Origin of the sequence: Sphaerotilus natans, from assembly GCF_900156335.1 — a bacterium.
Taxonomy (GTDB): domain Bacteria; phylum Pseudomonadota; class Gammaproteobacteria; order Burkholderiales; family Burkholderiaceae_C; genus Sphaerotilus; species Sphaerotilus natans.
Window position 1 is genome coordinate 1 of record NZ_FTMZ01000021.1, and the last position, 13,508, is coordinate 13,508.

Below are 13,508 nucleotides of genomic sequence, written 5' to 3' on the forward strand. Positions count from 1 at the left end.
TCGCACACGCGGTGGTGACGGGCTCTTAGCTCAGTTGGTAGAGCAGCGGACTCTTAATCCGTAGGTCGAGTGTTCGAGTCACTCAGGGCCCACCAAAACAAAAGACGCAGCAAGCGTTCAGCAACAAGGATTTGGCAGCAGTGCCAAGTCGTTTTTTGCTTTGGCACCGGGTTTGCTGCCGTAACCCCACGCCGCATTCCCCTTTCCCGTTTCTGCGACCATGCGCCGGCCATGAAACGCCTGTCTGCGCTGAGTTTCCTGCTGATCCTGTCTTCCGCGCTGGCGCTGCTGTCGGCGGGCTGCACCTCGCTGGACGAGCGTCAGCGGGCCTGGATCTTCCAGCCCTCGGACCGCAGCTGGGGGCGCGCCGAGGAGATCGCGCGGGGCATGGACGAGGTCTGGATCGACTTCCATTCCGCCGAGACCGGTCGGCCGGTGCGGCTGCATGGCCTGTGGAGCGCGCACGAGCGCTTTGCCCGTGACCCGCAGGCGCCGGTGCTGCTCTATCTGCACGGGGCGCGCTTCAATGTGGTGGGCTCGGCGGCGCGGGCGCAGCGGCTGCGGCAGCTCGGCTTCTCGGTGCTGGCGATCGACTACCGCGGCTTTGGCCGCAGCAGCGACGAGCTGCCCTCGGAGACGCTGGCCCTGGAGGACGCCCGGGCGGCCTGGGACTGGCTGGCCCGCGAGCATCCCGGGCGGCCGCGCTACATCTTCGGGCACTCGCTGGGCGGGGCGATCGCGATCGACCTGGCCACCCGGGTGGCGGACGAGGCCGGCACGCTGGTGGAGGGGACCTTCACCTCGATTCCGGAGGTGGTCGCCTCCTACCGCTGGGGCTGGCTGCCGCTGGAGCCGCTGATCACCCAGCGTTTCGCCTCGGTCGAGCGGGTCGCGCAGATCGGCTCGCCGTTGCTGGTGGTGCATGGCAGCGAGGACCGCACCATCCGGCCGGAGCTGGGCCGGCGCCTGTTCGAGGCCGCGCGCGGCCCCAAGCGCTTCGAGCTGGTCGAGGGCGGCACCCACCACAACACCAATGCCATCGGTCTGGCGCAGTACCGGGTGGCGATGGCGGAGCTGTTCGGCCTGAGCGTGCCGGCGGCGCCCTGAGCGCGTCCGGCCTGGCCGCCACACGGGCCGCTCAGCACGCCCCGCCGGTCGCCTGCGCCGGGTTGCCCTGCCAGCGGCTGCCGGCCTCGAGCTGCTCGCCCTTCATCACGAAGGATTCCGGCGCGATCCGCGCCTGCGGGCCGACCTGCACGCCGTAGTGCACGAAGGCACGCTCGCCCAGCGTGACCTGGTCGCCCAGCACGATGCGGCCGGACTTGAACAGGCCGTCCTCCAGCGAATGCCCCTGGATCAGCGACTGATCGCCCAGCGTGACGTGATCGCCCAGCGTGGTCATCGTCTTCTCGACGATGGAGGCGCCGTCGTCGAAGAGCTGCCGCCCGACCCGCACACCCAGCATCCGCCACAGCAGGCCCATGAACGGCGTGCCGCGCAGCGCGGTCATCAGCACGCCGTCGCCGGCGAAGCCGAGCTTCCAGAAGCGCTCATGGCGCCAGAAGCCGGGCTCCAGGATCGAGCAGGTCAGCGGCTCGAGCCGGCGCCAGCCCAGGCTGGCGCGATCGACCAGCACGAACCACAGCAGTTCCAGCACGATCGCCACCAGCGTGCCTGCCGCCAGCGACAGCGCCGGCGGCAGGCCTGGCACACCGACATAGGCGCCATACAGCACCATCGCCACCAGCGCCGCGCCGACGCCGTGCGCGCCGACGAAGAGCAGCATCGTCAGCCGGTTGACCCGGGTCTTGCGCCGCAGCGCCTGCGCCCGCCAGGCCGGATCGCTCCAGCGCGGATCGGGCCGGTCGCGCAGCACCGAGCGCGGGATCTCGAAGGCCGGCGAGCCGAGCAGGCCGATGTTCTCGCGCCGCGGCCCGTCCAGCGGCACCATCACCCGGGTGGCCAGCAGGCAGTTGTCGCCCAGCGGTGCGCCGGTGGGCAGCAGCACCGCATTGCCGGCGAAGCTGCGCGCGCCCAGCCGGGTCGGGCCGACGCGCCAGCCGCCCGGGCCCTGCTCGACCTGGGCCATCGTCAGCCCGTCGGAGACCATCGCGCCCGGGCCGAAGTGGCTCAGTCCGGGCAGGTTATGCTGCTGCGTCAGGCCGAAGTTCGAGCCGGTCTGCTCGATGCCGCCGACGAAGCGGTAGCCGACCACCGCGCGCAGCCAGACCACCACATCCGGACTGTCGCCGGCCAGCATGTTGTGCCAGCGCGAGTTGCTCCAGGCGGTGATCAGGCCGAGCAGCCAGTGGTGCAGACCGTAGAAGCGGTACAGCCGCCCCGGCACGATCGCCCGCGACAGCCACCGCGGCAGCGTGGCCATCAGCAGCGCCCACAGCGTCATGCCGCCCAGCAGCGCCAGCGCGCCGCCCAGCGCGACACCGCCCAGATCGGCCCAGTGCGCCGCATGGCCGTGGCCGAGCAGATGCAGGTCGAAGCGCTCCTCGAGGCGTCGTCCCGGCTCGCCCGACAGCAGCCACAGCCCCCACAGCGGCAGCGGCAGCGACACGCTGCCCAGCACCAGCAGCTGCCACAGCGCATACAGCCGGCGGCGCAGCGCCGTCGGCCGCGGCTGCGCCGGCACCCGGCAGAAGTCGGTGGCGGTCGGCTGGGCGGGCACGCCGTGCGCATGCATGCCGGCGGCCAGCGTCTGACCGCGCAGCAGCGCCGAGGCATGGCCGAGCTGGCTGCCGTCCTGCATGCGGGTGTCGATGTCGAGCAGCGCATGGTCGCCGACATGGCAGCCGCGACCGACCTCGACCGGGCCGACGAGGATCCGGCCGGCCTCGGCCCGGCAGCCGGGCAGGCGCACCTGGCGGCCGATCAGGCTGTCGTCGCCGATGCGGATCAGGTCGGTGCAGACCGGCAGCACCGGGGTGGCGATGTGCGCGTGCGCGCTGACCTGCGCGCCCAGCAGCCGCAGATAGCCGTTGAGCAGCGGCGAGCCCGCGAACATCACCATCGGGTTGAAGCGCATCAGCTGGCGCACCGCCCACCAGCGCAGATGGCGGCCGCTCCACAGCGGGAAGCTGCCGGCCTGCCAGCGGCCGACCAGCAGCCACTTCAGCGCCACCGGCAGCAGCACCGCCAGCGCCCACAGCGCCGAGCCGGCCAGCGCGGCCCGCAGATAGGCCTGCAGCGCATCGGTGGCGGTCAGCAGCCAGTCCATGCCGATCAGCAGGGCCTGGAAGTGGATCGTCAGCCAGGCCAGCGCCATCAGCACCTGGGCCAGGCCGCAGCCCAGATAGGCAGCGCGCGACGCGCAGGCGGGTGCCTCGGCCTGCGACTGAGGGACGGGATCGGCCGAGGTGGCGGTGGCCATGGTGGTGGCCGCGGTCTGCTCCAGATGCGCCGAGAGCGCCCGCAGGCTGGGATGCGCGTAGATCGCGCGCATCGTCACGTCGCTGCGCCCGAGCTGGCGGCGCAGCCGCGCGCCGAATCCCGCCATCAGCAGCGAATTGGCGCCCAGGTCATCGAAGAAATGGGCGGTGGCCGACAGCTCGTGCGCCGCGCTGCCGAGCGTGGCCGCCAGCGCGGCCGCCAGCGTCTGCTCGGTGCCCGGGCGCGGCCGCTCGGCCGGATCCATCGCCTCGGCGCCGCCGGACAGCGCCGGCGCGCGCGGCGCGGGCAGCGCCTTGCGGTCGGCCTTGTCGCTGGCCAGCATCGGCATCTCGTCGAGCTGCTCGTACAGGCGCGGCACCATGTAGTCGGGCAGCTGCGTGCGCAGCGCCTCGCGCAGTCCGGCCGGGGAGGGCGGATCGGGCCAGCCGGGGCGCACCGTCCAGTAGGCCACCAGCTCGACCTGGCCGGGCGCGGCCGACCAGGTGTGCACCACCGCCTGGCGCACGCCGGGCTGGGCCATCAGCACCGACTCGATCTCGGTCAGCTCGATGCGGTAGCCGCGGATCTTGACCTGGGTGTCGATGCGGCCGAGGTACTCGATCCGCCCGTCCTCGCGCAGGCGGCCGAGGTCGCCGGTGCGGTAGAGCCGCCCCGACGGATTCGGGTCCACGCCGACGAAGTCGTCGAGAAAGACCCGGGCGGTCTGCTCCGGCCGGTTCAGGTAGCCGCGCGCCACGCCCGCGCCGGCGATGACGATCTCGCCGGTCTCGCCAGCCGGCAGCACCCGGGGCGCCTCCGGGTCGAGGATCAGCACGCTGTAGGTCGGCAGCGGCCGGCCGATGGTGACCGGCGCGGCCGGATCGAGCACCTCCAGCGTCGCGGTGACGGTGGTCTCGGTCGGGCCGTAGGCGTTGAGCATGCGCCGCGCCGGCGTGGCCCAGCGCTGCACCAGATCGCGCGGACAGGCCTCGCCCGAGACGATCAGCAGCCGCAGATCGGGCAGATCCTCCTCGAGCGTGGCCAGCGCGGTGGGCACGCAGCACAGCGCGGTGATGCGCCGCCGGCGCAGGAACTCGCCCAGATCGGCGCCGAGCAGGCTGGTGCCGCTCTGGTTCGGATGCAGCGTCGCGCCTACGCTCAGCGGCACCCAGGTCTCCTCGACCGCGAAGTCGAAGGCCATCGTCAGGCCCTGGTAGACCTGGTCGTCGGCGCGGTAGCCGTAGGTCTCGGCGGCGACCCGCACGAAGTTGCAGATCTGCGAGTGATCGATCGGCACGCCTTTCGGGCGTCCGGTCGAGCCGGAGGTGTAGATGACGTAGCACAGCGCATCAGCCACGCCGGGCTCGGGATCGGGGTCGCGGGTGGGCAGGCGGGCGGTGTCGACACGCGCCAGCGCCGCCTCCAGCGCCGGGTCGTCCAGGCACAGCCCCGGCACGCCCAGCCCGGCCAGCCGGTCGGCATGGCGCTGCACCGACAGCACCCGGCCGACCTCGGCATCGGCGCAGATGAAGGCGCAGCGCTCGTCCGGAAAGCCCGGGTCGAGCGGCACATAGGCCGCGCCGGCCTTGAGCACCGCCAGCATCGCCACATGGCCGTGCACCGTCTTGTCGAACAGCAGCGCGACCCGCTCGCCCGGGCGCAGGCCCAGCCCGTCGCGCAGATGCCGGGCCAGCCGGTTGGCGCGCCGGTCCAGGTCCGCGTAGCTGACCGGGCCGTCGTCGGTCTGCAGCGCGGCGGCGCGCTCGGCGCGGCCCTCGCGGGCCCAGGCATCGCAGCGGGCCTCGAACAGATGGTGCAGCCGCTCGTGCGGCCGCCAGCGCAGGCGGTGATCGGCATCGGCCTGCTGCAGCAGGGCCGGCGGCGGGGTCAGGCGGTCCATGACGGGCGCGATCCAGGCCTGGTCCGTGTCAGGCGGCGCGGCGCAGCGTGCCGGCCACCGCGTCGGCCACCGCGCCGTGCAGCAGCGCCAGACCCTGCTCGAGCAGCGGCAGCGGGGTGTTCAGCGGCGCGAGCACCTTGAGCACCTGGTCATGCGCGCCCGATGTCTCGATGATCAGGCCGCGCTCGAAGGCCAGCGTGCACACCCGCGCGGCCAGATCGCCGCCGAGCACGTCCAGGCCCTGCATCATGCCGCGCCCCTTCAGCCGGGCGCCGGGCACCTCGCGGGCGATGCGCTCCAGATGCGCGTGCACCAGCGCGGCACGGCGGGCGATCTCGTCGGTGAAGCCGGGCTCGCGCCAGTAGGTGTCGAGCGCGGCGGCGGCGGTGACGAAGGCATGGGTGTTGCCTCGGAAGGTGCCGTTGTGCTCGGCGGGCTGCCAGCGATCGTGATCCGGATGCACCAGCACCAGCGCCATCGGCAGGCCGAAGCCCGACAGCGACTTCGACATCACCACCAGATCGGGCACCACGCCCATGCCGTCGAAGCTGAAGAACGGCCCGGTGCGGCCGCAGCCGGCCTGCACGTCATCGATGATCAGCAGCGCGCCGTGCTGCCGCGCCAGCAGCGCGATGCGCTGCACCCAGGCGGCGGAGGCCGCGTTGAGCCCCCCCTCGCCCTGGACCGTCTCCAGCAGGATGGCCGCCGGCGCATCGACGCCGCCGGACGGGTCCTCGAGCAGCTGCGCCAGCAGCGCGCTGGTGTCCAGCCCCTCGCCGTGGTAGCCGTCGAACGGCACCCGGGTGACGCCCGACAGCGGCAGCCCCATGCGGTTGTAGCGGTTGCCGGTGGTCGCCAGCGCGCCCATCGTCACGCCGTGATAGCCGTTGGTGAAGGCGATGACGTTGTGCCGGCCGGTGACCTTGCGGGCCAGCTTGAGCGCGGCCTCCACCGCATTGGTGCCGGTCGGGCCGGTGAACTGCACCCGGTGCGGCAGGCCGCGCGGCTGCAGGATCAGCGTCTCGAAGCGTTCCAGGAAATCGCGCTTGGCCGCCGAGTGCAGGTCCAGCCCCATCGCCAGGCCATCCGCGCCGATGTGGCGCAGCAGCGCCTCCTTCATCGCCGGCTCGTTGTGGCCGTAGTTCAGCGCGGCGCAGCCGGCCAGGAAGTCGATGTACTCGCGGCCGCTCTCGTCGCGCATCAGGCTGCCGCGTGCGGAGGTGAACACCGTGTCGAAGCGGCGGCAGTAGCCGCGCACGGCGGACTCCCGGCGCGCGAAGACGGCGCGGTCCTGCGGTCCGGTCGGTGCGATGGCGGGAATCGGATTCATGTCGAGTCTCCTGAGGCCGGGTGGGTTGGAGATGACAGTGTGAATCAATGAAACAATTGGTAAATTTTGTTTACATTATCACGATGGAACCGATTTTCTGGGCGTTCTTCGGCGCTCAGCGCGGCACGCACCAGCCCTCGCGCGGCGGTGGCGCACCGAGGCGGCAGGGGCCGCCCGGGCGCGGTGCGGGCTCGGTCCGATCGGCCCCAGGGGGCAGGGGAGCCATGGCGGGTGCCGAGGCGGGCTCGATCGCTGGCCGCTGCGGCCGCTGGCCGGCGGCCAGCGCCAGGCGCCAGCGCGCCAGCTGAACCCGGCTGTCGGCGCGCTGCAGCGCGATGCGGGCTTCGGTCTCGTACAGCATCGCGTCGGCCAGATCGGTGGCCGAGGCGTCGCTGTCGCGGTGGCGGCCCAGTTCGGTGAAGAGCAGCGCGCGCCGGGTGCGCAGCACATCGGCATGGGCCTGCCGCAGCGCATCGGCGTGCCGCAGCACCAGCAGGTGCTCCCAGGCGGTCAGGGTGGCGTCGCGCCGCACGCTGTCCAGCGCCGCCAGGGCCGCCTCATGCTCGGCGCGTGCCGCGCGGACCTGCGCGGCCTGCGCACCGCCGTCGAGCAGCGGCAGGCTCAGGGTCAGCGCGGCCTGCCGGGCGCCGCCGCTCAGGCGACCGCTCTCCAGCGTGGGATCGTCACGCCGACCCGCCCCGATCCGCGCCGACATCGACAGCGAGGGGCGTCCTGCCCGCTCGCTCTGGACGCGCGCGGCCTGCGCCGCGGCGGCGCGTGCCCGTGCGGCCCGCAGCTCGGGATGCTCGCGCTCGACCGCTTCCAGCCACTGCGGCATCTGCTGCGCCACCTCGCCGGGCGAACTGGCTGGAGAGGTTTCCGACGAAGGCGGCGGCAGCCGCCAGACGGTGCCGGCCGGCGCACCAAGCCGCCAGGCCAGACGCCCCTGGGCCAGCGCCACGGCTTCCTCGGCCTCCAGCCGGGCGAGCCGGGCCTGCTCCAGCGCCAGCCGGGCCTCGATCACGTCGGCATGATCGGGGCCGTCGGCGCGGCGGTTGCGCAGGCGTGATTGGCGCTGCAGCTCGGCCAGCCGCAGCTCCAGATCGCGCCACAGCCGCAGCCCCTCGCTGTCGTCGAGCGCGGTCCGGTGCGCCTCGGCCGTCTCGATCAGCACGGTCTGCACCGTCGCGTCATGGCTGGCGGCGGCCTCGATCAGCTGCTGCCGCGCCGCGTCCTGCGCCGCCTCGCGCTGGCCGCCGTCGAGCAGCAGCCAGTCCAGCTCCAGCGCGATCGAGCGGCTGCGCCCGGTGGCATCGGCCCAGGCACCCGACTGCCGGCCCAGATCGAGCCGGGCGCCCAGCACCGGCGCGCGTGCGGCCTGCTGGAGCTGTTCGCGCGCGGCCTGGGCCTGCAGCAGCGCGCTGCTCTGGCGGGTGCGCGGGTCGTGGCAGAGCGCGCGGCTCATCGCCTCGGCCAGCGTGAGCAGGCTGCCCGGTGCAGGCAGCGTGCAGGCCTGCGCCGACGGCATCAGGCCCAAGGCCATCGCGGTCACCGCCAGGCCTGCGCGCACCGAAGCGGCAAGGCCCGACGGGGGCCGGGAGAACATCAGTGAGAAGGGCACGGCAGGACAGGCAAGTCGCAAAGGACACATCCTGTCACAAGTCGGTGACCTGGCGGCGAAGCCGCGAAGACCTCACATCTTCAGGTTGAGGGCCAGCGTCACCGAGCGGGGCGCGCCCGGCGAGCTCATCGGCTGCGCGCTGCCCGAGGGCCAGAAGAAGTTGTCGTACCAAGTGTAGGCGTGCTGGCGGTCGGCCAGGTTGCGCACCTGCAGGTCCAGGCTGGCGCGGCTTGACAGCGCACGGCGCACGCTCAGGTCGAACAGCACATGGGCGCCATGCTTGCCTTGTGCGTTCAGGTCATCGATGTAGTGGCTGCCCTGGGCGCGGCCCTGCAGCGTCAGGCGCCACTGGGCGTCCGGGCTGTACTCGATGCCTAGATTGGAGATGTGGCGCGGCGTCGAGAACACCTCCTTGCCCGCCAGCGACACGCCGCTGGCGGTGTAGGCCTGCACCACCCGCGCCTCCTGCAGCGAGTGCGAGGCCCACAGGCGCAGCTGCTCGCTGGCGCGCAGCGTCGCCTGCAGGTCCAGGCCCTGGCGGCGGGTGCGGCCCAGGCCGACGGTGGTGCCGGTGCTGGGCATGTTGGCGACCTCGTCGGTGGCGTCCTGCCGCCACAGCGCCACCCGCGTCTCCAGCCCGTCCAGCGGCGCGAGCTTCACGCCCAGCTCCTTGCCGGTGTTGATCGAGGCCCCGAAGGGCGCCTGCGAGGCCGAGGTCAGATAGGCCGGCGCCCGCGAGCCGGTCAGGATCTGGAAGGTACGGCCCCAGTTGGCATAGACGCTGGTCGAGGCCGAGGGGCTCCAGATCATGCTGAGCTTGGGCTGGTGGATGGGGCCGTAGTCCTGCAGGCTGCCGCGCAGGCCGCTGGTGTTGATCAGGGTGTCGCCCTGGAAGCGGTCGATGCGCCAGCCCGGCACCAGCCGCAGCGTCGGCGTGGCCTGGACCAGCGCCTGCACGAAGACCGCGCTGTTGTCGAGCGAATGGCTGTCGTCGTTGGAGGTGGTGGTCGGCTGGCTGAAATCGGTCGGCAGCGCGTAGGCGTAGCGCCAGCGCTGGTAGTGGTTGCGCTGACGCTCGAGCTGCACGCCACCGTCGAGCGTCAGCTGTGCGCCGGCGCGCCAGGTCAGCCGGCCGGACAGACCGTTCTGCTCCTCGTCCCAGACCCGGCGCTGGCGCGGGCTGTTGCTCAGGCCGCTGTTGCCGGTGAAGGTGACGCGGCGGTCGTCCTGGTAGATGTTGTTGTAGAGCCGGCCCGACAGGTGCAGATCGGGGCGGATCTTCCAGTCCAGATGCACGCTGGCCTGGCGCATGTCGCGGGTGTCGCCGTCGTTGGCGTTGTGCGCGAAGCTCTGCCAGCGGTCCTCGGCCATCTGCGCCGCGGTCATGAAGCCCGGCTCCTCGGCCCGCTGCGCCGACATCCGCGCGATCAGGCCCAGCCGCAGGTCGCCGTTCGGCGAGGACAGGAACCACTTGCCGCCGACCGCCTGCCGCTCCGACGCCGAGTGCGCCCGGTAGCCGTCGGAATGCTGGTGCCCGACAAAGTAGTTCTGCGCGAAGCCGCCAGCTTCCCTGCCGAACGCGAGCTGGACCTCACGGGTCGAGAAGCTGCCCGCGCTCAGCCGCGCCTCGCCGTAGTTGCCGCCCTGGCGGGTCACCACATCGATGCTGCCGCCGATGGCATGCAGGCCGTGACGCGGATCATTGGTGCCGCGCACCACCTCGATGCTGTCGATGTCCAGCGGGAACACCATGTCGATGAAGCGCTGGTTGCCGCTGTTGACATTGCTCGGGATGCCATCGATCAGCACCTTGATGCCGTTGATGTAGCCCTCGCCGTTGAAGGCGCGGAAGGTCGGCTTGCCCGACTCGGCGCCCATGCGGGTCTCGGTGAGCTGGATGCCGGGCAGCAGGCCGAGCAGTTCCCAGCTCTGCGCGACGTTGCGGTCCTCGATGCGGTCGGCCCCGAGAATGTCGACCGAGGTCAGCACCTGGCGGGTCTTGAGCACGCCGCCGCTGCGGCCGCTCACGGTCACGCCACCCAGCACGATCGCGGGATCGCTGGCCTCGGACTCGGCGCGGGCGGGCAGCATCGGGCTGGCCAAGGCGGCGACCACTGCCAGCGGCAGGATCTTCGGGACAAACGTCGGGGCGTGAACAGTCATGCACCATCTCTCTTTTGATAATGGAGTATCATTATCTTTTTTGGGCGAGAGAATGTGAACATCTGTTGTGCAAGCGCTGCACAACACGGGCGGCAGGAAGTTGGGAAGCGAAGAGGTGGGGGCGGGTTGTGGCGCGAGGCCGGGGACGCTGCCGGCCCCGTGGGGCCGGCAGGGGAGAGGCGCGTCAGCGCTTGGTGCTTTCCTTGACGATGTACCACTCGGCGCCACGGCGCTTCCAGGTCAGCACCTTCTGGGCCTTGTCGTTCAGGTCCTTGGAGGTGTAGATCTGGTCGAAGCGGGTCTCGACCACATTGGCCGAGACGGTGCGGCGCTGCACATTGGCGATCTTCATCTCGACCGCGCCGCTCTTCTGCAGCAGCTTGGTGCGATTGGCGAACCAGGCGCTGCGCGAGGTGTTGCCCTCGGGCTTGAAGCTCGGGTCGTAGAAGCTGAGGTAGCGGGTCGCGTCCTTGCTGGTCCAGGTGGCCGCCCAGTCGAGCAGGCGCTGCGACACCGGAGTGCTGGGCGCCGGATCCGGTGCGGAGATGTCGACCGGGGCGGCCGGCGTGGCCGCGGCCGGTGCGGCGCCGCGTGCGCCCGGCAGCGGTGCCAGCGAGGCGCCAAGCTGACGCGCCCGGGCGTCCAGATCGGCCTTCGGGGTGACGGTCAGATCGGTGGCGCTGATGGGGCAGCGGGTGGCGGCATCGTCGCCGGCCTGCCAGTAGCGGCCTTCCGCGGGCTCGTCTTCCGCGCTGCCGGCGCGCGTCAGGCCGAGCGAGGCGACCAGGCTGCTGGTGGCTGCGTGGGTGCGGGCCCGCGCGACCTGCAGGTCATGCTCGGCGTTGATGTAGGCGCGGCGGGCGCCGTAGAGCTCGTTCTCGGAGTTCAGCAGGTCCAGCAGCGTGCGCTGGCCGATGTCGAACTGCTGGCGATAGGCATCGCGCACCTTCTCGCTCGACAGCACATGGCGGTCGAGGTAGGCGAGCTGCTCGGCAAGCTTCTGGGTGTCCTGGTAGGCGATCGCGGCGGTCTGGCGGGCGTCGCGGCAGGCCTTGTCGCGGGTGTCGGTGGCCTGGCCCAGCAGGTTGGCGGCCTGACGCACGCGCGCCTTGTCAGCGCCGCCGTTGAACAGGTTCCAGTTCAGCGCCACGCCGGCGGTGGTGTCTCGTTTCTGGTCGAGCGTGCCGTCGAGGTTGCGGCCGGCGGCGGCACGCACCCGGGCCTCGACCCGCGGCTGGTAGAGATTGCCTTCACGCTCGCGCGAGACCGACTGCGCGGCGCGCAGGTTCTCGACCGCCGCTGCGATCGCGGCATTGCGCTTGACCGACTGCTCCAGCGCCGCGCCGCTGGTGGCGGGCAGGCCGCGCTCCAGGCCGGTCACCGACGGCATCTCGACCGGCGGCAGGCCGCTGGTGAGCCGGCGGAAGCGCTCGGTCACGTCATGCAGGTTGGAGGTCTCGGTGGTCAGGTTCGACTCCGCCAGCGCCAGACGGGCTGCGGCCTGCTCCTGGTCGACGCCCCGGCCGACGCCGGCGCGCACCCGCGACTGGATCTGGTCATGCACATGGCGGTGCTGGACATAGTTGTCCTCGGCCATGCGCACCAGCTTGCGCTGGCGCTGCACGTCGATGTAGGCGCGCACGCTCTCGAGCGCGACCTGCTCGCTGGTGTCGATGAACTCGAAATAGCGCACCAGGCGGGCATGGTTCAGCCGGTCGACCTGGTTCATGGTCTGGAAGCCGTCCCACAGCAGCTGGGTGGCCGACAGCGCGACACCGGCGCTGTTCATGTTCTGGCTGACCGAGCCGATGCGCTCGTTGATCCGGTTGGCCTCGGCCGAGAGGTCGACGCGCGGGTAGTAGGCGCCGCGGGCCACGTCGATCTCGTCGGTGGAGGCCCGGAAGGCGTTGAGTCGCGCCGTGACCTCGGGGTTGGTGGTGATCGCGCGCTGGACCGCATCCTTGAGCGGGTCGGTGCTCTGGGCAACGGCGACCTGGCAGGCGAAGGCGATCAGGCCGATGACGAGATGAGAGGCTGCCTTGTTCATTGTTTCCTGGATCCTTGTGCTGGCCTTCGGACGGGACATTTGATGGAGAAACACATTGCCGGCGTGTCTCTCCCTTCGTGACACGCGGATGGAGGTTGGATTCCCGAGCGGAAATGTGAGAGCAACTCGCGAACAACCTTCAACGAGTATTCCACAGCGTGTTGCCTGCCTCCAAGTGGCCTGAGTACAAAATCGCATTGTTCACTTCCGGGCGCACAGTTTCGTGACCGATGCCTACGGTTCTGACAACTCCTTGCCGACAAGGCGGGCATGGATGTTGTCGTGTCCGGTTCACCTTTGCTTGGATTCAGCCGCTGGCGAGGCCGGTCCCTGCGGGGGCGATCCTCGCCGGTGCTGCTGGCGCTGCTGCCGGTGGTGGCGGCGCTGGTGCTGGCGCTGGGGGGCGGCTTGTGGTCGGCCGGCGCGCGGGCCTGGGACACCCAGCAGATGCTGCGCCAGGCGCAGCGCCACGGCGCACGCAGCGTCGATCTGGCACAGGCCCTGATCGAGACGGTGCAGATGGGCCAGCGCATGGACGACGAGCGACGTCTGGAGCTTGTCAACCAGTTCTTCAACCGGCGCATCTATTTTCGTGACGACATCGAGGTCTGGGGCCAGATCGACTACTGGGCCACGCCGCTGGAGATGTTCGCCCAGGGTCAGGGCGACTGCGAGGACTACGCGATCGGCAAGTATTTCGCGCTGATGGCCGCGGGCGTGCCGCAGGCGAAGCTGCGTCTGGTCTATGTGCGCGCGACGCTGGGCGGCGTCGGCGGGGTGCAGCAGGCGCACATGGTGCTGGCCTACTATCCGTCACCGACGGCCGAGCCGCTGATCCTCGACAACCTGATCGGCGACATCCGCCCGGCCTCGCGCCGGCCCGATCTGCAGCCGGTGTTCAGCTTCAATGCCGACGGACTGTGGCAGGGCACGCAGGGCCCCGGTGCCGGGGATCCCACGGCGCGGCTGTCCCGCTGGCGCGAGGTGCTGATCAAGGCCCGCGAGCAGGGTCTTTTCTGAGGCTTTGCATTGGTACCAGTTGGTGAAAAAACAACGATGATTTTCG

General features: G+C 71.2%; 7 protein-coding genes and 1 tRNA gene. 3 read left to right on the forward strand and 5 right to left on the reverse strand.

Features of this window, described 5'->3' with window-relative positions; genetic code table 11:
- Positions 1–19 precede the first annotated feature (19 nt).
- A tRNA-Lys gene (locus BW996_RS16375) sits at positions 20–95 on the forward strand.
- Between the two features lie 136 nt (positions 96–231).
- A complete protein-coding gene (locus tag BW996_RS16380) occupies positions 232–1,107 on the forward strand; it encodes an alpha/beta hydrolase (protein WP_037478394.1) in 876 nt (291 codons plus the stop codon).
- Positions 1,108–1,138: 31 nt separating this feature from the next.
- Here BW996_RS16380 and BW996_RS16385 read toward each other — a convergent pair whose 3' ends face one another.
- From BW996_RS16385 to BW996_RS16405, 5 genes are all read right to left on the reverse strand, one after another.
- A complete protein-coding gene (locus BW996_RS16385) occupies positions 1,139–5,281 on the reverse strand; it encodes a Pls/PosA family non-ribosomal peptide synthetase (protein WP_051631568.1) in 4,143 nt (1,380 codons plus the stop codon).
- A 28-nt stretch (positions 5,282–5,309) separates the two neighbouring features.
- A complete protein-coding gene (gene ectB / locus BW996_RS16390) occupies positions 5,310–6,611 on the reverse strand; it encodes a diaminobutyrate--2-oxoglutarate transaminase (protein ID WP_051631567.1) in 1,302 nt (433 codons plus the stop codon).
- Between the two features lie 115 nt (positions 6,612–6,726).
- Positions 6,727–8,217 carry a TolC family protein gene (locus tag BW996_RS16395; protein WP_162177949.1) on the reverse strand — a complete coding sequence of 497 codons (1,491 nt, stop codon included), beginning with the start codon at positions 8,215–8,217 and terminating at the stop codon, positions 6,727–6,729.
- A gap of 87 nt (positions 8,218–8,304) precedes the next feature.
- Positions 8,305–10,395 (reverse strand): TonB-dependent receptor, encoded by a 2,091-nt coding sequence (locus BW996_RS16400; RefSeq protein WP_037478391.1) that lies wholly within the window; start codon positions 10,393–10,395, stop codon positions 8,305–8,307.
- Positions 10,396–10,579: 184 nt separating this feature from the next.
- Positions 10,580–12,442: a TolC family outer membrane protein gene (locus BW996_RS16405; RefSeq protein ID WP_037478389.1), complete on the reverse strand. Its 1,863-nt coding sequence runs from the start codon at positions 12,440–12,442 to the stop codon at positions 10,580–10,582.
- Between the two features lie 351 nt (positions 12,443–12,793).
- On the opposite strand from BW996_RS16405, the gene BW996_RS16410 reads away from it, so the two are divergent.
- Positions 12,794–13,462, forward strand: coding sequence for a transglutaminase-like cysteine peptidase (locus BW996_RS16410; protein ID WP_241461828.1), 669 nt, complete (start codon positions 12,794–12,796; stop codon positions 13,460–13,462).
- Positions 13,463–13,508 lie beyond the last annotated feature (46 nt).